Genomic DNA, 26387 nt, shown 5'->3' with positions numbered 1-26387 from the left:
TCAACCTGACAAATTACATTTATAAGAACAGTTTTATTTTGCAAAACATCTTTATCTTTCGCACATTTCTTTTCAATTTGTCCCATTTATTCTTCCTGATTACTAACGCAGTGCGTGGTGTACCAATCAATATTTCTACCGCTTCTTCGGCGGTTATCGCTTCCCATCGTTGTGGATGGATATAGGTGGGATATCTAATTAATACTTGATACACCATTTCCTCAAGCCGTAACTTACGTTGACGGCGTTCACAGCGATGCTCATCGTGCGTGAGTCCCCAGCCGGCATAAAATGGTAAGCCATAGCAGTAAACGTGTTTACCATGTAATAAGGCTTCGAAACCTGCGAGAGAAGTCATGGTATGAACCTCATCCGCGACCTGAATACATTGTATGATATCCGCATCTAGCACTTGAAAATCAGCATATTGAGAGACTATATGCTGTGAAATGTGCCCCAAACGATTACCTACCAGTACATCAGGGTGTGGCTTATAAATAATATAAGCGTCAGGATTTCGCTCACGCACAATGCTTAACAGTTTTAAATTAGTGTTAATTGAAAAAGCACCCTTTTGAATAGATGCGTCAGTTTCAACCTGCCCAGGCACTAATATTATGCGTTTCCCGTACGATTCCGCTGGAACACTAAATTCCGCCCCCAAATTGTATTTACTCAATTTGCTGGCAACCAGTCGTTTCATCAGTTTTTCAACACGTGAGAGTTGCGTAGTACTCAGCATGCTCTTATTAAGCATATCTTCTAAGTCACTTGGCCGGGTTGCATCGTAATAAATACCCCTTTTATCCAATACCAGAGATAGTGGAGCCAGGAGATCAGAACCCAATCCGGATGATCGTAAAAAACCGTCTTCCATACGCCAGATCGGTAAATGGCGTGCATTAGCTTCCTGTTCCCAACGTCGTTCACCGTGAACTCCCCAGACTACGCAAGCTGTGGTCTCAACGCAGGGACGCGAAAAACTTAATCTGTTGACTCCGGTATCCAAAAAGGGTTTGAGGATGCTGTATTTCCACAGCGATAATCCTGGCGCCCAAAGAGACCCGTTTCGTTGCTGCTGATGGCGTCTCTGCAATTTCATCCAGTTAAGCACATCAAATAAAGTTGCCGGTTCACCGTTGGCCGGATTGATATAACGGCTATAGCGTAAGTAGGCAGCGGAAAATAACTCAAGTAAGCTGGCTCGCCCTCGCCGCCGGCTTAATTCCTGCGCTTGCGGATGTCGATCATCCGTTAATCCCCAACCTGAATACCAGGGTTGCCCGTAGCAGGTGACTGGTTTGCCTGCCATTAAGGCTTCAAAACCAAAGTGCGAGGTCACGACATAGACTCGCGAAACATGTCGCAAAAGTGAATATGGGCTAACGTTATCAGCTATCAATTGAATACGCTGGCTAGCTTCCAACTCCCGAAAATATCCCGCCTTCTTTCCTTGCAATACATCAGGATGAATTTTAATCCAGATAGTTGCCGTGGGATTTTCTCTCAACGCAGCATCCAGCATATTGTCAAAATCAGCAGGGCCAGCATTTCCATAACTGACTGACATATCACCAAACGTCTGATCAATGACTAAAACAATGTCTGCTGGAACCTGATGTTCGACAACAAAGGGCGGCGCCTGATTATATTTCGATAGATCTTCTGCAACGATGATGCGCATGGCGCTTTCCGCCTCCGCTGCGAGTGCTTTATTAGCATCCTGGTCGCGGATAAGTATCTCCAACGCGCTTGGCTGATTGGCATCGTAGTAGATGCCAACATTATCCAGCACCATCGAGAGTGGCGGTGCACCATTCACGCCGAGATCCAGTGAGCGAATAAAACCATCTTCCAGTCGAAGCACCGGCTTACCTGCATTCAGTGCGCGCGCCACAGGCTTATGCACACTTGGCCGGTGCCCCCATACCGCAATTGAAGCAATGTCATCGGCGATGGGCATAAAGGGCGATAACTTCTGGCACGGCTGTGCCAGAAAATTGGTCAAATGTGGAATACGCCAAATTCCTGAAGAGAAAACACCGATCATTTCTGCTCTGCCTTACAGCGTTAACACGACTTTCGCTGCTACTGCTAGTTGATACAGGATGGTTGAAAGTCCACGAGTGACTTCGATGTTCTTCGACTCGTACTTCGGCAGCACCATCAACTCGTCACCAGGATTGATTTGATCAACATCCTCTGCATTTTCAGCGGCGCCGTTCTGGCGTATGACAATCACTCTGGCATTACCCGACTTCTGCGTCAGACCGCCGCACTTCGCTATGTAATCTTTCGGACGTAACCCCTTTTCCCAGCTCACTGCGTTAGGGAACAACACCTCACCGTGTACCAGAACCAACGACGTTTTCTGAGGGATGCTAATGACATCGCCATCTTCCAACAAAATCCCGTCGAGGTTTTTCTGATTGATGATCACTTCACCTTTAGGCACAACGTTGCGTGCTTTGGCCACAAAGCGGCTGATCAATTGCGCTTCCTGTACGCGTAAGCTGGCCTCTTCTTTAGTCGATGACTGGGCAGATAGAGACGCTTCTTCGAGTTTTTGCAGCGCGACGTTCATCATCTCTTTCTGACGAGCCGCCACTGAGGGACGATAAATTTGAATGGCGGTCATCTGCGACATGCTATTCGGACGGATTTTCGCCAGAACGGCGCGCATGTTGGAACCGTACGGTAAGATCATCGCATGCTCACCGGAGTGCGCACCCTCGATGCGCACCTGAATGGTGCCGGCATAGCGGTCGGTGCTGACAATTAAGGTGTCACCATCCTGCAACATGCGCCCGGCTGCGGTGCCAATCGGATGATATTCGCTGCGCTTCGCCAAACCTTGCTTACGAATGATGGTGATATTGGTGGCACCGGGTTTAGGTCTTGCCCAGCTCAGGGCTTCGGTAACCGAAATGTTGCTATGGCGAAATTCGAAGTCATAGCTGTTGAACACATCGCCCTGCACGCTAAACGTATGCTGGCGCGGCCCAACCACAATGGTGTCGCCATCAGAAAATTGCGACAGCCCCAGCTTACCGTTAAGCAAAAAATCATACAGATTGATGCTGGATCGTACTTTATTGCCACGCTTCACGTTGATGTCCACGTAGCTGCCACGATCGGGATCGATGCCGCCCGCCTTAATCAAATAGTTGAGCAACGAATCTGAAGTTAAGCCACCATACAGCCCCGGATTGCGTACAAAACCAGTCACATACACTTTGACGGGCTGCGCCTGCAGCAGTGAGGCGTAGACACTGACATTAGATTGGTAAACCTGCTTCACTTTACTGATAACCAGCGCATTAAGCTGGCTATTGCTGACGCCAGCCACTTTGACCGGCCCGACATTTGGCAGAAAAATATTGCCCTTTGGATCAACCTGAAGCGCACCATCAAAAGTAAAGGCTCCCCACAAACGCACCTGAATGCTATCGCCGGGGTTAAGCACATAGTTTGGATTAAAGCCGGTGGTTGCACCGCTGTCTGCACTGGTGCCATTAAACAACTGCGCACCAAACATACGGCTCAATGCGACGGGAATAACGGCCGGTGGTGCGTCAACAAATCCAATCTGGTTTTGATTACCTGATAAAAATGATGGCGACGCTGTTCCCGATAAAATGGGGTCAGCCATAATGTCTGTGGCTGCGCGAATCGGCAGAGCGAGACTAACGGTAATCAGTAATAGTGATGATAATAATTTCATAGCAAACTCATTCTGCGACAGCATTAATCCCGGTGGTCTTCAATTACGGCAAGCAGTAATTTAAGCGTGCCAAACATCAGGCAGCACACTAACAACCAACAAGCAATTAAATAAGGTGTATTAGGGAAGGTAGATTCTTGCGGTAATTGTGGTGAACTAATAACTGATAACACTTTCAATTTACGCGCAGCTTCTACTCGGGTTTTTTCAATGGCAGTCAGCGCTAATTTATACAATTCATTATCAAACGCGACCTTTGATTTTATCTCTTCGAATTCTGCCGCCATGTGATTTAATTTTTCACCCTGCGGCGCAGTGATTTTGCCTTTTTCACTTTCGATCTGCGCCTGCATGGAATCAATCGCATTACGTAAACTCACCACCTGGGGCGCATCGTCACGTAAGTAGGTCAGTAGGTTGCGCAATTCCGCTTCCATTTGCGTCTTCTGTCCGATCAATGTATTGACCAGCACATTCGCCGCTAAGGCCTGCGCTTCAGGATCCAGTACGTTATTACTATTTTGATAGGCAAGGAGTTCATCCTTGCTGATTTTTAAGCGCAGACGGGCTTTCTCCATCTCTGCTTCAGCAAAACTAAGCTGTTCGCGGGCAATATGATGCGAAAGCTCATTAATAAAACGTTCTGATTCAATCAAAACTTCACGATTAAAACGCAGTGCGAATTCCGGACTAAAGCCTTGCGTCTGTAGCGTAAGCAATCCGGCTCTATCGTCGTAGGTTACGCTGATGCGCGAGCGATAATGGCGCAACAAACCTTCAGCGCTTTCTCCTGCCGGCAACTTATTTAGGAAATCTAATCCGCCCTCACTGAATGCTTGATAAAAATTGAGTTTTTTATCAAGCGTTAGCAGCATATCCGGTGAGTTAATATACTCTTTGAGGTAAAAAGCATCTTCCACTGAACTTGGATTAGAAGCGCCTAATAGTAATCCGACATTAAGATTATTGCCGGCAAGATCATCTGAACGTTTAACGGCAACCTTTGATTCACTCACATAGCGCGGCTGACTAAAAATAGCCAGATAAACAATTAACAGCATCATTGGCGCAACAATGATAATTTTCGCCAGATGCTTTTGGATACCCGCCAGGGTGAAAACCGATAAATGCTTGCGTAAGCTGTTCTTCCTGGAATTGTCTTTCATCAATATGCATCTATCATCAAAATTTATTTAAGTATCAGGTTTGAGTTTTATTGATACGTCTCGGTAAACGCCGCCGTCATGTTTGGTCATTCCTTATAAGAAAAGACTCGCACGAATATATATCCAACATAGTGGCGGAGATTTAAGAAATGACTTGATTTACCCGCAGGTAAACCTCAGGACATTTCTCATAGAGAATAAATATCAGGGTGAGAGTGTTACACGTTAATCATTCGACTTAAAAGTTTGGTTAAAAAAAACGCCGCGACTCTCAAAGAATCAACGGCGTTTTCAATTAGGTAACGACGAATTTAACGTTCGCGCATCGCCTCTTTACCCTTATTAAACGGCTTAATCAGATAATCCATCACCGTCTTCTCTCCGGTCTTAATATCCACGGTAGAAACCATGCCGGGACTGATAGAGAAGCGCTTACCGGCTTTATTCTGCACGTAGTCGTTATCGGTGCGGATAAACACGCGGTAGTAGTAAATTTCCGGCTTCACCTCATCCTGAATAGTATCCGGCGAGATGCTCTCTACTACGCCGTTCAGGCCGCCATAAATGGCGTAGTCATAAGCCGAGATCTTCACCACTGCCCGCTGGCCGGGACGAATAAAGGCGATATCGCGCGGTGACAATCGCGCTTCAATCAGCAGACGATCGTTCATCGGCACGATGTTCATCAGCTCGCCATTGGGTGGCACCACGCCGCCCACGGTCGAGACTTTGATGTTTTTCACTATACCGCGCATCGGTGAGCGGATGGTTAATCGCGTCACCGTGTCTTCGCGCCCTTTCACCACTTGCGCCATGCTGTCGGCTTCGGCGTTGGCTTTCGCCAGCTCCTCGCGCGCCTGCACGTAATATTGCGAACGCATATCGGTGAGTTTCAGCTCCAGATCCGATTTATCGCGCTGTAAACGCAGCACTTCCACGCTACTGGCAGCGCCGGTTTTCGCCAGACGCTGCGTGATGGCCAGTTCGCGGTTGGCCAGCGCCAGCGACTCTTTGAACTGCGCGGTGGCATCGGTCAGCTGCGCGCGGCGAGTTTTGTACAGCCGCGTTTCCGACGCAATCAGATCGGGAAACTTATTCAGCTCCGCCGGGAAACTCAGCGGCTGATCGTTCACTTCCGCATTGAGGCGCGAGGCGGCAGCCAATGCCGCACGATAGCGCGCCGCACTTTCGCCGACGTTAGATTCCGATCGCGTGGCATCCAGACGCGCCACCACTTGCCCAGCCTGCACCTGATCGCCTTCATGCACATACAGCTCGGTGAGAATGCCGCCTTCCAGCGATTGCAGCACCTGATCGCGCGAGCTGGGAATCACTTTGCCGGTGCCAGTGGAGACTTCATCCAGCACGCCAAACCATGCCCAAATCACCGTAACGAGGATCAGTGCGGTGCTGATCACGATCAGCCGCACTGCGCCGGTGTAATGGGTTTCGGATCGCAGTTCACCCAGCAGATCGTCAGATGAATCCACTTCTGCCGCCGTTACTAAGCGCAGTCTTGCCGGTAATTGTTTGATCATGATTGCGCCTCCGGCGGAATGCCGTTAGCACGCGGTGCCGGTAAGGCGTTCTCTTTCGGGCTATCCATCACCAGTTGTCCCTCCTTCAACACCAGCACACGATCCACCAGCGCGAGGATCGCCGCACGGTGCGTCGCCACGATCAAGGTGCGGCCGTTGAGCCACTGACCGAGCCGTTCGATAAACTCTTTCTCGGTATGATCGTCGAGCGCCGCCGTCGGCTCATCCAGCAGGATAATGTTGGGATCGCGCAGCAGCATGCGCGCCAGCAGCAGCGACTGACGCTGGCCACCCGAAAGCCCAACGCCGCCTTCCATAATTGGATGGTCGAGGCCGAGCGGCAGACGACGAATGAAATCTGCGCCGCCGCTGACGGTGAGCGCGCCAAAGATGGCATCATCGGTGGCGTGCGCCGCGCCCATGGTGAGATTTTCCCGCAGCGTGCCGTGGAACAGCCGCGCGTTTTGCGTCAGCAGGCCCACGTTGCGCCGTACATCCGCTACATCAATGTGCGGCAGGCTGAGGTTATCCAGCCGCAGTTCACCGCCGACCAGATCGATGCCGCCGATCATCGCCTGCAGCAAGGTCGATTTACCCGAACCGTTGCGTCCCAATACCGCAATGCGCTCGCCCGGTTTAATGGTCAGGCTTTTAATGCGCAGCGCGATATTCAGCGAATCGGTGTAGTAACGGAACATTGCGTCGGTGAATTGGTAGTGTCCAAACAGCACCGGCGTGTGAATGCGTGTTTCGTCTTTGCTGTTCTCCACTGGCAAATTCATCAGCGCATCAAGGCTGCCTTTCGCCGCTTTCACCTGTTGCCAGCGCGCCAGCACGCCGCACAGCGTGGCCATCGGCGCAATCATGCGTGAAGAGAGCAGCGACGCCGCCACAATCGCACCGGTGGTGATATCACCGTTGATCACCATCGGCGCACCGATCACAATCACGCTGGCATACACCAAACCTTGTACGGTGACGCCCCAGGTAATCAGCGAGTGCATCACTTTGCGCATCTCCACGCCGGATTGCGCGGTAATGCGAATGTAGCTGTTCCACTGTTGCAGGAAGCGATCTTCCGCCTGCATCAGCTTGATGTCTTCCAGCCCTTGCACGCTCTCCACCAGCACCGCATTACGCAGCGTCGACTCTTTCAGGTTCTGCTGCGCCAGCTTCGAAAGCTTTTTCTGGCTCAGCACGCCCGGCAAGATCATCAGCAGCACCGCCACCGGTGCAATCCACGCCAGCTGCGGCGCGATAATCGCCATCACCAGCAGGAATAGCAGGAAGAACGGCATATCGACAATCGCGGTCACCGTGGTCGAGGTGACCATTTCGCGGATCGCCTCCAGCTCGCGCAACTGCGAGATAAAGGTACCGGTCGAACGCGGCACCGCGCTGTTACGCAGCCGCAGCGCGTGACCAAATACCCGATCGGAGACGCGCATATCGGCGCGCTTACCCAGCAGATCGGTTACGTGATCGCGCCCGACGCGCAGGATGTAAGTGAACACCACCGAGATGATCACGCCGATATACAGCACGTACAGCGTGGGATAGGACTGCGCCGGAATCACCCGATCGTACACCTGCATCGAGAAGATAATGCCGACCAGCGCCAGCAGGTTGATCAGGAAGGATCCGAGCATTACGTAGCCGTACGGCCGCAGATCGTGCAGCACCAAACGGCGCAGCCAATCCGGTTTCACCGTGGCGAGATAGCGATCGACGCGGCTGTCTTTGGCTGCGGTAACCGGACGCAGCGCGGCGGCAAAACGGATTTCCGGCAGCAAGGTTTCCAGCGCAATCGGCGCGGGCTGTTCATCACCGGCGAAATGCACCCGCACTTCATCGTCGCCATCAAACTGGGTGATAACGCCCACCTGACCGTCGGCCAGTTCGATCGCCAGCGGCAAGCGCCAGCTGGTGATCTCCCACTTATTCTCTTCATACAGCTGCAACGATAAACCGGCCTGGCGCGCCAGATGGCGCAACGCTTTATCGCGTGACTGTTTGCCCTGCCATTCGGCAGCGGCCATGATCATGCCCGGCGAACAGGGCAAGCGATAATGGGTGGCAATCAGGATGATTGCGGTGGCCCATCCGTGTAAGGGCACGTTTCCCCCGGACGCGCTATCGGGCGCGTCGGGAATCTGTAATTGCGTCATGGCTGGATCTCCACGGACTGGATCCGCTGATTATTCAAGGCAAACGCTGACCGCATATGCCCGGTGCTGTAGAGGCAATCGAGCTGCAGTGAGCGTAACTGACTGATGGTTTGCTGAAGCGTGAAACGGGTCTGGAACACTTCCTGCTCGGCGTTGAGTACATCCAGCAGCGGACGCGTGCCGAGTTGCAGATACTGATCCTGATAGAGCGACTGAGTTTTCTCGCCCAGCGCCTGTTGCCGTCCCATGATCGCCAGGCTGAGCGACAGACTTTGCGACTCGTTCTGCGACTCGCTTAACTGTTGACGCGCTTTGAGCCGTGCCGAGTTAACAGCGGCGTTGGCGGCTTGCAGCGCATTGGCGGCTGCGTCCCGGCTGGCGGTGATGCCACCGCCCTGATAGAGCGGCATTTCTACTTTCACAAATGCCGAATACTGGGTGCGATCCAGCGTTTCGCTGCCGGAGTAGTGATTGTTGAGATAATGCGTGACCTGCGGTTCCAGCGAGATGGTCGGCATGTTTTGCGCGTTAGCATTATCGAGTTTGGCCTGCGCCTGATTAGCCTGCGCCCAGGCGGCCAGCACCGACGGATTGAGCTTGTCATCGGCTTTCGCCACCTGACAGGATTGCGTAAGTTTGGTGGGGAAATCGTCGCTGACTTTTTTCACCAGCGGCCAGCCAAGAAAGGTTGCCAGCGTGGCGCGCCAGCGATCGAGGTTGGCTTGATATTGCGTTAAGGTGGTTCGCGCGCCTTCGATACGCGCATCGGTTTGCGTGGCATCAGAAAGCGACGCCGCGCCCTCTTCATTACGCTGGCGCGCCAGATCGCCAATCTTACTCAGCGCCGTGAGCTGCTGTTGCGCAATGATCACCAGTTGCTGATAACCCTGCACTTCCACCAGCGCTGCGGCGGTATCGTGTGCCACGGTATCAATGCTCACCAGCACGTTGGCCTGCTCCTGCGCCACGCCCGCTTCGGCGGATCGCACCGAACTGCTGACCTTGCCAAAGTCATACAGCATCTGCGAAACCGATAGCACAAACGACGGGCTGAAGCCCTTTTCACTGTAAGCGTTGCTGTAGCCGTTGTTCATGCCAGCACTGATTTGCGGATAATATTTGGCTTTCGCCACATCAACCTGATTGGCCTGCTCCAGCATTTTACCTACCGCCTGCGCGATATCGGGATGCCACTGAATGGCGCGCTGCACCGCCTGGTTGATGGTCAGAAAATCGGGGACATTAGCGAGGGCGGGTTCCGCCACCTCACCGGTTAATGAAGGCAGTTCTTGCTGTTGCGCTAAACCTGCTGAGGTAATTTGCCCCGCCCGGGTTAACGCGTCACTGGCCGCTAAAAGTTGAGAACTGTAAAGTAAAGCCATGCCCGCACAGAGAACGCTGAGCTTAAACGAACGGCGAAATGTTGCGCCTGAGTGCATCAGTTCCATCGATAGTCCACCAGTCATTAAAGAGAAAGGGGCACATCCCTGTGCCCTAACTGCATCCCTGCATCACATAGCCATTAAGCCGTGTGGTTTTGGTGCGGTTGTTGCAGCAGTTCCTCCAGTGAAACGTTCACGCCTTCCAGCGTAATCAGTTGAGTACTGCTGTAACCCGTACCGGTACCATCACGGTCGATCGAGAGCACCGTATTGCCATCTGAAGTATGGTCCACTTTCACGAAATCATTAATATTACTTGTGGAATCATTCCAGCCGATAAGCAAGTTACTGACGTCAATTTTGTCGCCTTGCGCAACATTGAAGTCGGTCCAGGTATCGTGACCGTTCCCGCCGGTGGCATCCGCGCTCGCCAGCAAGTGATAAACCAGGGTATCTGCGCCGGCACCGCTGGTGATGGTGTCGTCGTAGGCACCGCCGGTCAGCGTGTCAGCCCCCGTGGTTCCTGTGATGGTTGGATGCAGCTCGATGGTGAACGACTGCGTGGTGATGGTGCCATCGCTTGCTGCCAGGGTGTAACTGAACACCTCTTTATGGGTAATGGATTGTCCATCCACGCCCGCATTCAGTGAGTAGGTGTAGCTACCGTTGGCCGCAATACTCAGCACACCAAAGTCCCCGGCAACCGACGTATTACCCACGCTGTGAACCGTGGTGATATCACCGTGTTCATTAGTGATACTCAAGGTTCCGGTGTGCGTACCGGTTGACGAGCCATAGATGCTGCCGCTGGCGTCGTGGTCGCTGGTGTTTTCTGCCACCAGGCTGTTAGTCGCCAGCAGCGTGCTGGTTGACGCACCGTTATGCAGGTTCACCGTCAGGCTGGCCGAGGTCACCGCGCCGCTGGCATCACGCACCGAATAGGTGAAGACGTCGGTGGCTGGCACCAGATCGGCATCCAGTCCCGCCTTCAGCGTATAGGTGTAGTTACCGTGCGAATCGATGGTCAACGTACCGTAGCTGCTGGTGATCACCGTGTTGCCGCTGGCCGCAATCGCATGTCCCGTCACCACGGTGACCGCCGTACCGTTCGGTACCGTACCGGCGACTGAACTGGTGTCGTTGGTCAACAGGTTGCCGGTGACGGTAGCCGCCACGGTCAACGCCAACGTCGTGATATCCGACGTGGTGGTGACCGTAGTTGATGGCAACACGCCAACGCCGGTGCTGGTGCCTAACAGCACGGCATAGTTACCGGTGCCGAGGTTGCTGTAGGTCACGTTGCCACCGGTTTGCGTACCAATGGTCAGGATGGTGGTGATGTAGTTGGCGTTACTGGATTTCAGCAACCAGGTGCCGTTCGCCTGCTGTTGATACAGATACAGCGTGTAGTTAGACGTCAGGGCAACCAGACTGGTGGCCGAGGCATGCAACGTTACGGTACGGGTATCGCCGGTTCCCACGTTGAACATGTAGGCGTTGGTGTTGTTCAGAACACCCACTCCCACCGTGCTAAGCAGGTTAACGCTCAGCAACGCGGTGCTGGTCGAACTGGTATTGGCGTTGGTGATGGTGCCAGTTTGCGTGGTGTAATCCACCTCGTTGACATCATTGGCTGCCACGATACGAATCGCACCGGTCAGTGACGAGCTGGTCGATACGTTGCCCGCACGGTCAGTCTGAATCACCGACAGCGAAGCACCGGTGGTCTGCGCCGTGCTCAGGCTAACCGACCATGTACCGCCGCTACCTACCGTCGCCGTACCCAGCGCGTTACCGCCCGCATCACGTACCGTTACCGTTGCCCCCACTTCACCGCTACCGGTCACCGTGGTACCGGCATCGTTGATCGCCAGGCCGCTGACAGCAGCCGGAGGCACGGTATCGACGTTCACCGTCACCGCCGTGTTACCGGTGCTGACGTTACCCGCCGTATCGGTGACCGTTACGCTCAACGGATGCGCGCCGTTCGCCAGTGCAATTGGGGTGTAAGTCCAGCTGCCACCCGCACCTACCGTTACCGAGCCGAGCGCGGTGGTGCCATCGTAGATGGTGACAATCGCACCTACTTCCGCCGTGCCGTTCAGTACCGGCGTGGTGTCACGAGTGTACGCGCCATTGGTCAGCGTTACTGGCGTGCTGCCAGCGTCGTCGGTAATGGTGAGCGTACTGGCCGCTGGCGCGACGGTGTCGATGGTCAGCGTGGTTGAGGCATTCGGGCTCACGTTGCCCGCCGCATCGGTCGCCGTCACGTTCAACGTGTGCGCGCCGTTGCTCAGCGTAGTCGAGACGAAGCTCCATGTTCCGCCGCTGCCCACCGTGGTGGTGCCGAGCAATGTGGTGCCGTCGTACACGCTGATCCTTGCGCCGACTTCACCGTTACCACTCAACAACGGTGTGTTGTCGTTGGTGATGCCATTGTTCGGGATGGTCACCGCCGTGCTGCCGTTGTTATTGGCGGCCACAAGGTTGGTCACAGCCGCTGGCGGCGTAGTATCGATAATCACCGAGGCCGACGTCGTACCGCTGACGTTACCGGCGGTATCTGTCACCGTCACGCTCAGTGGATGCGTGCCGGTGGTCAATACGCCAGTAGTGAAGGTCCATGCGCCGGAGCCATTGGCAATCGCCGTTCCCAGCAGCGTGCTGCCATCGTAGATGGAGACACGGCTGCCCGCTTCCGCCACGCCACTCAAGGTTGGCGTGGTGTCATTGGTGGAGCCGCCGCTCGGCACCGTGGTGTTGGTGACGTCGTTGGTGATCACCAGCGTTGACGCCGTTGGTGCCACGGTATCCACGGTAATGGAAACCGTCGCCGACGCGCTGCTGGTGTTACCCGCCGCATCGGTCACGGTGACGCTCAGTGGATGCGTACCGTTGCTCAGCGTAGCGGTAGTGAAGCTCCATGCACCCGAACCATTGGCGGTGGTGGAACCAATCGCGGTCGTACCGTCGTAGATGGTAACAATCGCGTTCGCTTCCGCCGTACCGCTCAGGGTTGGCGTGGCGTCATCGGTAACTGCACCGTTCGCCAGCGGCCCCTGAATGGTACCGACATCATCGCTGATCACCAGATTGGTGACCGGATTCGGTGCCACAGTATCAATCGTCAGGGTGGTTGAGGCGTTCGGGCTGACGTTGCCCGCCGCATCCGTCGCCGTGACGTTCAATGTGTGTGCACCGTTGCTCAGCGTCGTAGAGACAAAGCTCCATGTGCCGTTGCTGCCCACCGTGGTGGTGCCCAGCAGCGTGGTGCCATCGTAGACGCTGATGCGTGCGCCAATCTCACCCGAACCGGTCAGCAACGGCGTATTGTCGTTGGTCACGCCGTTGTTCGGTATGGTCACCGCCGTACTGCCGTTGTTATTGGCGGCAACAAGGTTGGTGACGGCCGCTGGCGGCGTGGTATCGATAATCACCGATGCCGACGTGCTGCCGCTGACGTTACCGGCCGCGTCCGTTACCGTGACGCTCAGTGGATGCGTGCCGGTGGTGAGCACGCCGGTGGTGAAGGTCCATGCTCCCGTACCACTGGCAATCGCCGTACCCAGCAAGGTGCTGCCATCGTAGATGGAGACACGACTGCCAGCTTCGGCCACACCGCTCAGGGTTGGCGTGTTGTCATTGGTGGAACCCCCGCTCGGCACCGTGGTGCTGGTGATGTCGTTGGTGATCACCAGCGTTGACGCCGTTGGTGCCACTGTATCCACGGTGATGGAAACCGTCGCCGATGCGCTGCTGGTATTACCGGCCGCATCTTTCACCGTCACGCTAAGCGGATGTACGCCGTTGCTCAGCGTCGCGGTGGTGAAGGTCCACGCGCCGCCCGTTCCGGCCACCACTGAACCCAACACCGTGGTGCCATCGTAGATGGTGACAATCGCATTGGCTTCCGCCGTACCGCTCAGAGTTGGCGTGGCATCATCGGTTACCGCACCGTTCGCCAGCGGCCCCTGACTTGCCCCCACATCATCGTTGATCGCCAGGTTAGTGACGGGCGCCGGTGCCACGGTATCCACCGTCAGAGTCAGCGTTGCGTTCGGGCTAACGTTGCCCGCTGCATCTCTCGCCGTGACGTTGAAGGTGTGCGCACCATCCGCCAGCGTTGGCGTGGTGAAGCTCCATGCACCGTTACTGCCGGCGGTGACAGAACCGATAATCGAGGTGCCATCACGGATAATCACCAGGCTGCCCGCTTCTGCCGTACCGCTCAGCGCTGGCGTGTTGTCATTGGTGCTGCCGTTATTGGCAATCGCTACCGGCGTGCTGCCGTTGTTGTTGGCTGCAGCCAGACCGGTTACGGCCACCGGCGCGACGGTATCAATAATTACCGTCGCCGAGGTGCTGCCGCTGACGTTACCGGCCGCATCAGTGACGGTGACGCTCAGTGGATGCGAACCTTGCGCCAGCACTGCAGTGGTGAAGGTCCATGCGCCGGTGCCACTGGCAATCGCCGTACCGAGCAGCGTGCTGCCATCGTAGATCGACACGCGACTACCGGCTTCCGCCGTGCCGCTCAGCGTTGGCGTGCTGTCGTTGGTTGAACCGCCATTCGGCACCGTGGTGCTGGTGACGTCGTTGGTGATCAACAAGGTTGAGTTAGCCGGTGCCACCGTATCGACATTGACCGTAAAGTTGGTCGCCGCGCTGGTGTTGCCCGCCGCATCGCGCACCGTCACGCTCAACGGATGCGATCCATCGCTCAGCGCGGCGGTGGTGAAGCTCCACGCACCGCCCGTTCCGGCCACCACAGAACCCAACACCGTGGTGCCTTCCGAGATAATCACGATATTGCCGGCGGTTGCGGTACCGGTCAGCGTTGGCGTGTTGTCATCGGTAGAGGCACCGCTGGTGAGCGTTCCTTGTGTCGCGCCCACATTGTCAGAAACCACCAGATTGGTGACCGGCGTTGGCGCGGCTGTGGTTATGGTGAAGCTGATTGATGCATTCGGACTGACGTTACCGGCAAGGTCGGTAGACGTCACGTTCAGGGTATGCAGACCATCCGCCAGCGTTGGCGAGGTGAAGCTCCATGCGCCATTGCTGCCAGCGGTGACAGAACCGATCACGGTGGTGCCATCGCGGATAACCACTACGCTGCTCGCTTCAGCCGTGCCGCTCAGCGCTGGCGTGTTGTCGTTGGTGTTGCCTCCTGCAGCAATCGCCACTGGCGAACTACCGTTGTTGTTGGCTGCCGCCAAACCGCTCACGGCCGTTGGTGCCACGGTATCCACGATCACCGTAGCAGTGCTGGATGCCACGCTGGTGTTACCCGCTGCATCGGTCACGCGGACGGTAAGTGGATGACTGCCTTCGCCCAGCACCGGTGAAATAAAGCTCCATGCGCCGCCTGTTCCGGCAGCAACCGAACCGAGCAAAGTGGTACCGTCATAAACGCTGACGATACTGCCCACTTCCGCCGTACCGCTCAGGGTTGGCGTGTTGTCGTTGGTCGAACCGCCATTTGGCACAACTGTGCTGGTGACGTCGTTGGTGACCACCAGCGTCGAGGCATTTGGCGCCACGGTATCGACGGTAAGGTTCACCGCCGCAGAACGTGGTCCAATATTCCCCGCCGCATCCGTCACGGTGACGCTCAGTGCATGTCCGCCCTGGCTCAGGGTTGGCGACGTGAAGCTCCATACGCCGAGGCCATTGGCGGTGGTCGAGCCGATGACGGTATTGCCATCATAAACAGTGACAATGCCGTTGGCTTCGGTGGTACCGGTAAGCTGCGGTGTGCTGTCGTTAGTCGAGCCATTGTTGGCAATCGGCACTGGCGAGCCACCATTGTTATTGGCGGCAGCCAGGTCGGTGACTGCGACAGGGGCAACGGTATCAACAGTGAAGTTCACCGTTGGCGATGTTGCACCTGCATTGCCCAGCGAATCGACCGTGGTGATAAAGACGCCGTGCGCTCCATCAGTCAGCGTTGGCGTGAAGGTCCACTGTCCGGATGCGCCGACGGTGACGCTGCCCAACACCGCTGCGCCATCGTGGATGGTGATCACATCCCCCACATTTGCCGCACCGGTTAATACCGGCGTACCGTCCTTGATATTAGCGCCGTCATTCACGTTAACCAGTGAACTGCCGCTATCGTCGGTGATCACCAGCGTACTGGCCGTTGGTGGCATATCCGCCGCGATATTCAGCGTAAACGCCGGGCTGCTCACCGCGCTGACGTTGCCTGCGGCATCGGTCACCGTGAAGGTAAAGCTATGCGAACCGTTAGAGAGCGCACTGCCCGGTGTGAAGCTCCATGTGCCGCCAGTGGCGATAACCGTGCCCAGCAGCGTGGTGCCATCGTAAACCGACACGCGGCTACCCGCTTCAGCGGAACCGCCCAGGGTTGGCGTGCTGTCATCGGTGGTTGCGCCTGACGTCAACGGACCGGTGCTGCCACCGACATTGTCCGTTGCCGTGAGGTTGCTGACCGTTGCCGGCGCGGCGGTATCGATATTGATAGTAATCGGCGTGGCTTCTGGCCCCGTAGTACCGGCGGCGTTAGTGACCGACACGGTGTAGCTGTGTTGACCATCTGCGCGCACGCTGGTTTCGAAACGCCATACGCCGTTATCACCCACCGTGGTGGTGCCGAGTAAGGTGGTTCCTTCGTAGATGTTGATGGTGGTGCCCGCAACGCCAGTACCGCGCAACACTGGCGTGTTGTCGTTGGAGTAACCGTTATTCGCCACCTGCGAGGCCGTGGTATTGGCGTTGTTGTAGACGCCAAAGGTCAGCACCGCCGCTGGAGTTGAGGTATCCACCGTCAGAGATACCGAGGCATTGGAGCTAATGTTGCCCGCCGCATCGGTCACAGTGACGTTCAGCGTATGAGTTGCATCAGTCAGCGTGCTGGTGGTGATGCTCCATGCGCCGTTGCTGCCTGCCACGGTTGAGCCGACTAAGGTTGTGCCGTCATAGACCCGCACGATGGCATTGGCTTCCGCCGTGCCGCTGATGGCTGGCGTGTTGTCATTAGTGATACCACCATCCGCAATGGTTACCGGTGAGCCACCATTGTTGTTTTGCAGCAGCAGATCGTCAGCTGGCTGCGGTGCGGTGGCATCCACCACCACGGTAAAGCTGGAAGATGGCGCACTGACGTTGCCGACCTCATCGGTCACGGTGGCGGTCAGCGTATGCGAACCGTCGGTTAAGGCTGGAGAACTAAAGCTCCAGGTTCCGCCTGCCGTGGCCGTGGTGGTACCGATCACCGTGTTGCCATCGTAGATAGTGACCAGACTGCCCGCTTCCGCATTCCCGCTCAGCAACGGTGTGTTGTCGCTGGTGGTTGCGCCATTCGGTATCAGAACAGGCGAGCCTCCGTTGTCATTGTTAACCACCAGCGTGGTTGCCGCTGGTGCAACACTATCGACGGTGAAACCGATCGCAGGTGACGCCGTACTCACGTTTCCTGCGGCATCCACCACGGTGGTGGTCAGACTGTGCAGCCCTTCTCCCAGCGTTGGCGATGTGAAGCTCCACTGGCCGTTGCTGCCCACCGAAGCACTACCGATGATGTTGGTGCCATCACGGATGATCACCGTGCTGCCCGCTTCGGCGGTACCGGTGAGGAATGGCGTGTTGTCGTTAGTGAAACCGCCGTTGGTAATCGCAACCGGCGACGTGCCTTCATCATTGCTGGCAACCACGTTCAACGCCGCAGCCGGTGGTGTGGCATCGATCACCACTCCGATGGTGCTCGGCGCACTAACGTTGCCCGCCGCATCGCTAGCGGTGACGCTGAAGGTATGGGTGCCATCCGCCAGCGCAGTCGCCGGCGTGAAGGTCCAGGTTCCGCCCGCACCGACGGTAGTCGATCCCAGCACGCCGTTCTGATCGGACACGGTGATGATGCTGCCCACCTGGCCAGAACCGCTCAGCACTGGCGTGCTGTCGTTGGTGAGACCGCCGTTTGGAATGTTAACTGGCGTGCCGATATCGTTGGTCAGCGTCAGCCCGGTTGCTGCTGGCGGTGCCACGGTATCAACGGTGACGGTGATGGTGCTGCTGGCCGGTCCGGTGTTACCCGCCGCGTCACGTACCGTCACGCTCAGGTTGTGGGTGCCATCGGTCAGACTTGGTGAGAAGCTCCAGGCGCCCAGCGCATTAGTAACAGCGCTGCCGAGCACGGTGGTGCCGTCAGACACAATCACGATGCTGTTCGCTTCCGCTGTACCACTCAGCACTGGCGTGTTGTCGTTGGTGGTGCCGTTGTTGGCAATCGGTACCGGTGAACCGCCATTGTCATTGTTGAGCGCCAGCCCAGTTGCCGCGCCTGGCGCAACGGTATCCACCGTGAAGGCGATGGCTGTGGACGCCGGGCCGACGTTACCCGCCGGATCGGTGACGGTCGCCGTCAGGCTGTGACCGCCTTCACCCAGCGTTGGCGTGGTGAAGCTCCATTGGCCGTTACTGCCGACAATCACGGAGCCCAGCACAGTGGTGCCATCCAGCACCGTAACCGTACTTCCAGCCTCGGCGGTGCCACCAATCGCAGGAGTGGCATCGTTGGTGGTGCTGCCTGCGGCGATGGTGACCGGTGTGCCGCCGTTATTGTTGTTAAGGGTAATCGCCGTTGGAGCCACCGGCGGCGTGGTATCGATGCTGAAGTTCAGCGCCGCAGATGGCGCACTGATGTTGCCTGCAGGATCGGTCACGGTGGTGGTCAGGCTGTGTGCGCCCTCGCCCAACGCCGTTGCGGGTGTGAAGCTCCAGGTGCCGCCGCTGCCGACCACCACCGAACCGAGCACCAGGCTGCCATCAGAGATGATGACCGTGCTGCCCACTTCGGCGTTGCCGCTTAACACTGGCGTGGTGTCGTTAGTTGCGCCACCTGCAGCAATCGGAACCGCCGTTTGGCCGGAATCATTGCTCAACTGCAGACCGGTCGCCGCTGATGGCGCCTGCGTATCCACAGTAAAGGTGATAGCGGTAGACGGTGAACTGCTGTTGCCCGCTGCGTCGGTAACGGTCGCCGTCAGGCTGTGACTGCCCTGACTCAGCGCTGGTGTAGTGAAGCTCCATGCGCCGCCGCTACCTGCAATCGCCGTGCCCAATACGGTGGTGCCATCACGTACGGTGACGATGCTGCCCGCTTCGGCACTGCCACTCAACACCGGCGTGGTGTCGTTGGTGGCGCCGCCCGTAGCAATCGGCGTTGGTGTACTGCCCTGATCGTTATTGAGGACCACCGCCGTTGCCGCTGGCGGTGGCGTGGTGTCGATAGTCACAGCGATCGCCGTTGATGCCGGCCCCACGTTACCCGCCGTATCGGTGACGGTCGCGGTCAGGCTGTGCGTACCCGGATCAAGAGGTGTGCTTGGCGTGAAGCTCCATTTGCCATCGGTACCGACGGTGGTGCTGCCCAGCACCGTAGTGCCATCACGCACGGTAACCACGCCGCCCGCTTCGGCGCTGCCGCTTAATACCGGCGTAGTGTCGTTGGTGCTACCGCCAGCGGCAATTGGCACTGGCGTACTGCCATTGTCATTGCTGAGCTGCAGCGCAGTGGCGGCGGCTGGCGGAGTGGTATCCACACTGAAAGTGATAGGTGTTGACGCACCGCTGCTGTTGCCCGCCGGATCGGTGACGGTAGTGGTCAGGCTATGCGCGCCGTCGCCCAGCGCAGTGGCTGGCGTAAAGCTCCAGCTGCCGTCGCTGCCCGCCGTCGCAGTGCCCAACACCGTGGTGCCGTCGCGCACCGTAACGGTGCTGCCCGCTTCCGCCGTGCCACGCAGTATTGGCGTGCTGTCGTTGGTGATGCCGCCAGTGGCAATGATGGTGCCGCCATCGTTGCTCAACTGCAGACCGGTTGAGGTGGCTGGAGCCTGGGTATCAACGGTGAAGTTGATTGGCGTAGACGGATCGCTGACGTTACCCGCTGCGCTGGTGACGGTGGTGGTCAGGCTATGTGCGCCTTCGCTCAACGCTGGCGTGCTGAAGCTCCAGCTGCCGCCGCTGCCGACCACAACGGTGCCCAGCACGGTGCTGCCATCCAGCACTGTTACCGTGCTGCCCGCCGCCGCGGTACCGCTGATCACCGGCGTGGTGTCGTTGGTTGCGCCGTTATTCGCAATAGGCACTGGCGTGCTGCCGTTGTCGTTATTCAGCACCACGCTGCCTGCCACTGGCGGCTGCGTGGTGTCGATGTTGACGGTGATCGGCGTCGAGGTTGGGCCGACGTTACCGGCCGGATCGGTGACGGTGGTGGTAAGCGTGTGCTCACCCGCCGTTAACGGCGTGGTTGGCGTAACGCTCCACGATCCATCGCTGCCAACGGTCGCGCTGCCAATCACGGTGGTGCCATCACGTACCGTGACGATGCTGCCCGCTTCTGCGGTGCCACTCAGCGCTGGTGTGGTGTCGTTGGTGGTGCCGCCTGCAGCAATCGGTACCGGCGTCGTGCCTTCGTTGTTGCTCAGTTGCAGACCCGTCGCCGCCGCAGGTGGCGTGATATCCACGGTGACCACAATTGGCGTAGATGGCGCACCGGTGTTGCCCGCTGGGCTGGTAACAGTGGCGGTCAGGCTGTGGCTGCCCTCGTTGAGTGCTGGCGTGGTGAAGCTCCATGTTCCGCCGCTGCCAACCGTCACGGTGCCGAGCACGTTGCCGCCATCAGAAACGGTAATGGTGCTGCCCGCTGCTGCGGTGCCGCTCAATACTGGCGTTGCATCGTTGGTTGCCGCGCCAGAGGTAATCGGAACTGGCGTGCCGCTGGTGTCGTTACTCAGCTGCACACCGCCCGGTGCTGGCGGTGCCGTAGTGTCGATGGTGAAGGTTAACGGCGTGCTCGCTGCGCCGGTATTGCCCGCCGCATCGGTCACGGTGGTGGTCAGGCTGTGCGCACCATCGCCGAGCGTTGGAGAGGTAAAGCTCCAGTTGCCATCGTTGCCGACGGTAACCGAACCCAACGGCGTGCCGCCATCGGAAACCGTCACAATGCTGCCCGGCTCCGCGCGACCACTCAATACTGGCGTCACATCGTTGGTTATGCCGCCATCCGCAACCGGCACCAGCGTGCCGCTGCCATCATTACTGAGCTGCAGATCGGTGGCGGCGGCTGGTGGTGTGGTATCAACAATCACAATCACCACTGACGATGACGGGCCAACGTTACCGGCCGTATCGGTGACGGTGGTGGTGAGATTGTGCTGACCCTCAGTCAGCGGAGTGCCTGGCGTGAAGCTCCAGTTGCCGTCGGTGCCGGTGGTTGCAGTGCCCAGCACGGTGGTGCCATCACTTACCGTAACGGTGCTGCCCGGTTCGGCGGTGCCGTTCAGAGTTGGCGTGGTGTCGCTGGTGGTGCTGCCTGAGGCCAGCGGCGTACCGTCGTCATTGGTGAACTGCACATTGCCCGCCGCCGCAGGCGGTTGGGTATCAATGGTCACGGTGACTGGCGTCGAAGCCGGACCGGTATTGCCTGCTGGATCGGTAACGGTTGAGGTCAGGCTATGACCGCCATCGCTCAGCGGTGGCGTGGTGTAACTCCAGGTGCCATCGTTACCCACCGTGGTGGTGCCAAGCACGGTGGTGCCATCCGAAATGGTTACCGTACTGCCCGCTTCGCCGCTGCCGGTGAGCGTTGGTGTATTGGTGTTAGTGCTGCTGCCATCCGGGATCGGCACGCCAGCATCATCTTCCAGACCCACGCCGGTTGGTGCGCCTGGCACTACGGTATCGATGGTGATGTTGATGGTTGGCGAATCGGTATCCACGCCGGTGGTGGCGTTAGTGGCGACAGCGTGGAAAGCGTAGTTGCCATCGACCAGCGCCGCGGGCGTGAAGTTCCACTGCCCATCGCTGCCCGCGACGGTGCTGCCAATGACGGTGGTGCCGTTATACAGCGTGATGAGATCGCCCGCGCCCGCCAGCCCGCTGAGAATCGGCGTGGTGTCGTGGGTACTGGAGTTGTTTGGCAGTTCAACCAGCGTGCTGCCGCTGTCGTCGGTGACCACCAGCAAGCTGCTGGTCGCCGGAACGCCGGCATCGACATTCAGGGTAAATACCGGCGACGACGGGCTCACGTTGCCTGCCGCATCGGTAACGGTGGTGGTCAGGCTGTGTTGGCCGTTGGTCAGCGCGTTATCTGGCGTGAAGCTCCAGCTACCGTCGCTGCCCGCTGTCGCCGATCCCAGCAATGTGGTGCCGTCATACACACGCACCACCGATCCCGCTTCGGCGGTGCCGGTCAGGGTTGGCGTGCTGTCATCGGTGATAGCGCCAGAGGTCAACGGACCGGTGCTGCCACCAACGTTATCGTTGACCACCAGGCCACTGACCGGCGCTGGCGCGATGGTATCTACGCTGAAGGCGATCGGTGTGGTCGCCGGGCTGACGTTACCCGCTGCATCGGTGACGGTGGTGGTCAGGCTGTGATTGCCCTCCGCCAGCGTCGGCGTGGTGAAGCTCCAGTTACCGTCGCTGCCAACGGTAACGGTGCCAAGCACGGTGTTGCCATCCAGAATCGTGACTTTGCTGCCCGCTTCCGCCGTGCCGCTCAGCACTGGCGTCGCATCATTGCTGGCCCCTCCCGCCACAATCGGCTGCGTAATGCTGCCCGCGTCGTTGGTGAGTTCCACACCGGATGCCGCATCCGGCGCGATGGTGTCCACGATGATGTTGATGGTTGCAGTATCAGTAACGTTGCCGTTGGCATCGGTGATGGTGCCATGCAGCGCGTGCGGACCATTCGTCAGACCGCTGAGGTAGAAGATCCACTGGCCGTTGCTACCCGCCGTGGTGCTGCCCAGCAGGGTGGTGCCGTCATACAGTGTGATGATGTTACCAGCACCCGCCACACCGCTTAATACCGGGCTGTCGTTGTTGGTGCTGGCACCGTCAGTCAGCTGCGCGACGGTATTGCCGTTTTCGTCCGTCACTTCCAGCGACGAAGTGGCAGGAGGAATATCTGCATCAACGGTGATAACAATCGGCGGACTGGCTGGGCCAACGTTACCGGCCGTATCGGTTGCCGTGACGGTAAAGGTGTGATCGCCGTTGCTCAGCGCTGGCGTGGTGAAACTCCAGGTGCCGTCGGTGCCCACCGTGGTGTTGCCCAGCAGCGTGGTGCCATCGTAAATGCTGATAGTGGCATTCGGCTCGCCGGTGCCGCTCAGGGTTGGTGCGCGGTCATCGGTGGTGTCGCCGGAGGTTAATGGTCCTTGTACCGCACCGACGCTATCTTCGATCACCAAATTGCCCACCACGGCTGGCGGCGAGGTATCCACCGTCACGGTGACCGGAGATGATGCCGGACCGGTATTGCCAGCGGGGTCGGTGACGGTGGTGGTCAGGCTGTGATTGCCATCAGCCAGCGTTGGCGTAGTGAAACTCCAGTTGCCATCGCTGCCGACGGTTGCAGTGCCGAGCACGGTGGTGCCATCCAGCACCGTCACGGTGCTGCCCGGTTCGGCCGTGCCGCTGAAGGTTGGCGTATTGTCATTGGTGGTGCTGCCTGCGGCAATCGGCACCACGGTTCCGCCATTGTTGTCACTCAGTTGCAGATCGGCTGCCGCCGCAGGCGCAACGTTATCAATGGTGATAGTGAGCGTGCCGGAATCGGTCACATTGCCGGTGGTATCTGTCGCGGTGGCGTGGAAGGCGTAAGTCCCGTCTGGCAGCGCGCCAGGCGTAAAGCTCCACTGACCATCAGCACCTGCCACGGTGCTGCCCAGCAGCGTGGTGCCGTTGAACAGCTCAATCACCGCGCCCGCTGACGCCAGGCCGCTAAGAATTGGCGTGGTGTCATGCGTGCTCGAGCCGTCTGGCAGGATTTTCAGCGTACTGCCGCTGTCATCGGTGATTTGCAGCGTACTGGTGGTCGGGGCGACGCCCGCATCAACCGTGAAGTTCACTCCGGTTGTCGCCGGACTGACGTTGCCCGCCGCATCGGTCAGCGTCACGCTCAGCGTGTGCTGGCCATTGTTCAGCGCTGGCGTCGTGAAACTCCAGGTGCCATCGTTGCCGACAGTAACGCTGCCGAGCAGCGTGCTGCCATCGTAGATTTTAACGATGGCGTTAACTTCGCCGTTGCCGCTGAGCGTTGGCGTATTGTCATCGGTAGTGGAACCCGCAGTAATTGGGCCGGTAGCTCCGCCGACGTTATCGCTGATCACCACATTGCTGGCCCCTGCTGGAGCCTGGGTATCCACGGTGAAGGCGATCGGGCTGGAGGTTGGGCCAACGTTTCCTGCTGCATCGGTGACGGTGGCAGTAATGCTGTGGCCGCCCTCCGTCAGCGTTGGTGAAGTGAAGCTCCATGTGCCGTTGCTGCCCACGGTTGCGGTGCCGAGTACCGTATCGCCATCACGCACGGTGACGGTGCTGCCCGGTTCTGCGGTGCCGCTCAGTACTGGCGTGGTGCTATTGGTCGCACCACCGGAAGCGATCGGTTGCAGCGTGCTGCCATCGTTATCACTCAGCGTGACGCCACCGGCCGCAGCAGGTGGCACGGTATCCACGGTGATGGTGATAACCGGCGTTTGCGTCACGTTGCCAGAGGTATCCGTTACCGAGGCGTGGAACGCGTAACTGCCATCTGCCAATGCGGCTGGCGTAAAGGTCCACTGTCCATCGCTGCCCGCGACCACGCTACCCAACACGGTGCTGCCGTTATACAGCGTGATCAGTGCGCCAGCAGTTGCCAGGCCACTCAAGGTTGGTGTGTTGTCGTGCGTGCTGCCGCCATTGCTGAGCTGCACCAGCGTATTGCCGGAATCGTCGGTGATTTCGAGCGAGGTGGTGGCCGGCGGAATACCGGCCTGCACGTTGATGTCATACGGTGCTGAAGGCGCACTGACGTTGCCTGCCGCATCGGTTAAGGTCACGGTCAGGCTGTGGCTACCGTTGCTCAAAGCTGTGGTGGTGTAACTCCAGGTTCCATCGCTACCCACAACCGCCGTACCCAGTAGCGTTTGCCCATCGTAGACGCTGACAATCGCGCCCACTTCACCGCTGCCGGTAAGCGTTGGCGTGTTGTCATCGGTAGTGCCGCCATTGGTTACCGTGCCGGAGTTGCCGCCCGAGTTATCGTTGACCAACAGGTCAGTTACTGCTGTCGGAGCTTGCGTATCCACCGTGAAGGTGATGGTAGTCGCTGGGCTGGTATTCCCCGCCGCATCGGTTGCGGTGATGCTCAGCGTGTGGCTGCCTTGGCTAAGCTCGGGGCTGGTAAAACTCCAGGCACCGTTGCTGCCGACAGTGACACTGCCAAGCACCGTATCGCCATCGCGGATGGTGATAATCGAGCCCGCTTCAGCGGTTCCGCTCAGCACTGGCGTGGTGTCTTTGGTCGCGCCGCCGTTGGTGATTGGCTGCGCAGTGGTACCGCTGTTGTTAATCACGCTCAGGCCGCCAACGGCGGTTGGCGCGACGGTATCCACGGTGAAATCTACCGGATTAGTCGCTGGGCTGGTGTTACCCGCCGCGTCGGTAACGGTGGCGGTCAAGCTGTGCTGACCGTCCGCCAGCGCAGGCGTGGTAAAGCTCCAGCGGCCATCCGCGCCAACGGTCACCGTACCGAGCAGCGTCGTGCCATCGTAAATGCTGACAATGGCACCCGCTTCAGCGGTGCCGCTCAGGGTTGGCGTGTTGTCATCGGTAATCGCGCCCGCACCAATCGCGCCCTGATACGGCCCAACCGTGTCGTTAATCACCAAATCCGTGATGGCGGTTGGCGGCGTAGTGTCATCGCCACCACCGGGATTGGTTGGGTTGGTCGGATTGGTCGGGTTAGTAGGATTGCCGCCGTTGTTGCCGTCATCGGGGTTACTCGGCGTGGCATTTCCGCCACCGCCACCGCCCGAACCGGCAAACATCGCACCTAAACCAGCCAGCGCCGCACCACCGATACCGAAGGCGGCGATGGTGCCGTCATTGGTGGTGTTTTCCGCTAACAGCCCTTCGGTGCTGTCGATAGAGACGTAATGGAAACCTTCAGTACCGGGATCTTCAACCCACCACATCGCGCCGCGATCGTCCTGCAGGACCAGATCGCTATCACCGTTCGGACTGTAAAAATTATGAATAACAAGGACTTCACCAGATTTTGTGGTGACGACTAAATCATTACCATTGCGTGTGAAAGACTTAATATCAGACTGATTAAGATGCAGCTTCACCAAACTCGGAGCGGTCAAATTAACTTGATTTCCACTCAGCTCAGAAGCAACGGTCCCACCTTTTGGGGTTACTGAGATATTATTCATGTTATCGAGATCCCGCGAAGTTCCATTAAAATGCCCGGCATCCGCAGACACCGGCTTTTACCGTGAATAATCACCATGAATATTCACTTTTTCTCTTGTTCGATCTCATACAGGCTAAGAATGAAATCGCGTTGAGTTTTGTTTAGCCGCCATCCTGATAACTGATTGGATTTATTT

Annotated in this window: 7 protein-coding genes; all 7 read right to left on the bottom strand. The window is 57.7% G+C overall.

The window, feature by feature from the left end; all coding sequences use genetic code 11:
- Positions 1–19: 19 nt before the first annotated feature.
- The 7 genes from BM323_RS08545 to BM323_RS08515 all read right to left on the bottom strand — a co-directional run bounded on the left by BM323_RS08545 (position 20) and on the right by BM323_RS08515 (position 26210).
- Positions 20–2050 (bottom strand): capsular polysaccharide biosynthesis protein, encoded by a 2031-nt coding sequence (locus tag BM323_RS08545; RefSeq protein ID WP_008107290.1) that lies wholly within the window; start codon positions 2048–2050, stop codon positions 20–22.
- A gap of 12 nt (positions 2051–2062) precedes the next feature.
- On the bottom strand, positions 2063–3724 hold the full coding sequence (locus BM323_RS08540) for a polysaccharide biosynthesis/export family protein (RefSeq protein ID WP_036649166.1): 1662 nt from the start codon (positions 3722–3724) through the stop codon (positions 2063–2065).
- Positions 3725–3747: 23 nt separating this feature from the next.
- Positions 3748–4890, bottom strand: a complete 1143-nt coding sequence (locus BM323_RS08535; protein ID WP_008107281.1) for a hypothetical protein — start codon at positions 4888–4890, stop codon at positions 3748–3750.
- 311 nt (positions 4891–5201) lie between these two features.
- Entirely contained in the window at positions 5202–6428 is a 1227-nt protein-coding gene (locus BM323_RS08530) for an HlyD family type I secretion periplasmic adaptor subunit (RefSeq protein ID WP_008107279.1), read from the bottom strand.
- Positions 6425–8596: a type I secretion system permease/ATPase gene (locus BM323_RS08525; protein WP_008107276.1), complete on the bottom strand. Its 2172-nt coding sequence runs from the start codon at positions 8594–8596 to the stop codon at positions 6425–6427. Before BM323_RS08525 ends, BM323_RS08530 begins: the two co-directional genes overlap by 4 nt.
- Positions 8593–10044: a TolC family outer membrane protein gene (locus BM323_RS08520; RefSeq protein WP_091003656.1), complete on the bottom strand. Its 1452-nt coding sequence runs from the start codon at positions 10042–10044 to the stop codon at positions 8593–8595. The genes BM323_RS08525 and BM323_RS08520 overlap by 4 nt, the downstream gene beginning before the upstream one ends.
- A 74-nt stretch (positions 10045–10118) precedes the next feature.
- Positions 10119–26210 (bottom strand): Ig-like domain-containing protein, encoded by a 16092-nt coding sequence (locus tag BM323_RS08515; RefSeq protein ID WP_008107272.1) that lies wholly within the window; start codon positions 26208–26210, stop codon positions 10119–10121.
- Positions 26211–26387 lie beyond the last annotated feature (177 nt).

This window comes from Pantoea sp. YR525, assembly GCF_900116775.1.
In the GTDB taxonomy this organism is placed as follows: domain Bacteria; phylum Pseudomonadota; class Gammaproteobacteria; order Enterobacterales; family Enterobacteriaceae; genus Pantoea; species Pantoea symbiotica.
Note: the sequence above shows the minus strand (reverse complement) of the source record. Positions and strands in the feature narration are given on the sequence as shown.

What these genes read in the sequence shown, in the direction of transcription:
- BM323_RS08545 (WP_008107290.1), bottom strand. Translation starts at nt 2,050, where the DNA reads ATGATCGGTGTTTTCTCTTCAGGAATTTGGCGTATTCCACATTTGACC.
- BM323_RS08540 (WP_036649166.1), bottom strand. Translation starts at nt 3,724, where the DNA reads ATGAAATTATTATCATCACTATTACTGATTACCGTTAGTCTCGCTCTG.
- BM323_RS08535 (WP_008107281.1), bottom strand. Translation starts at nt 4,890, where the DNA reads ATGAAAGACAATTCCAGGAAGAACAGCTTACGCAAGCATTTATCGGTT.
- BM323_RS08530 (WP_008107279.1), bottom strand. Translation starts at nt 6,428, where the DNA reads ATGATCAAACAATTACCGGCAAGACTGCGCTTAGTAACGGCGGCAGAA.
- BM323_RS08525 (WP_008107276.1), bottom strand. Translation starts at nt 8,596, where the DNA reads ATGACGCAATTACAGATTCCCGACGCGCCCGATAGCGCGTCCGGGGGA.
- BM323_RS08520 (WP_091003656.1), bottom strand. Translation starts at nt 10,044, where the DNA reads ATGGAACTGATGCACTCAGGCGCAACATTTCGCCGTTCGTTTAAGCTC.
- BM323_RS08515 (WP_008107272.1), bottom strand. Translation starts at nt 26,210, where the DNA reads ATGAATAATATCTCAGTAACCCCAAAAGGTGGGACCGTTGCTTCTGAG.